The organism is Saccharothrix sp. ST-888 (assembly GCF_000955975.1).
In the GTDB taxonomy this organism is placed as follows: Bacteria; Actinomycetota; Actinomycetes; order Streptomycetales; family Streptomycetaceae; genus Kitasatospora.
Window position 1 is genome coordinate 1 of sequence record NZ_JYJF01000913.1, and the last position, 311, is coordinate 311.

1 pseudogene is annotated in these 311 nt (G+C 76.2%); it reads right to left on the minus strand.

Annotation, left to right across the window (positions count from 1 at the left end):
* Window positions 1-311, minus strand: a pseudogene (locus UK12_RS42575) (NADH-quinone oxidoreductase subunit C); the annotation flags it as partial.

Consider the following 311-nt stretch of genomic DNA (forward strand, 5'->3'; position numbering starts at 1 on the left):
CCGGCGGCCGTGGGTGGTCGGGGGCAGCTGGTACGCGGCGTGCAGCTCGCGCCCGCTGTCGTGCGGGTAGTGCACCCCACTCACGCCGGGACAGAGCTCGTGGCGCAGCGCCGGGTCGTCGCGCAGGGTGCGGACGGCCGTCAGCAGGTGCTCGCGGGCGATGTGGAAGGTGAGTGCGGCCGGGTCCACCACGGGCTTCCCGATCACCCGCGCCGGGTCGAGCCCCTGCTCCTCCAGCGCGCCCTCGCACGCGTCGGCCACCTCGTCGAAACCGTGCCCGTACGGGCGGCTGCTCGCGGGCGGCAGCGCGA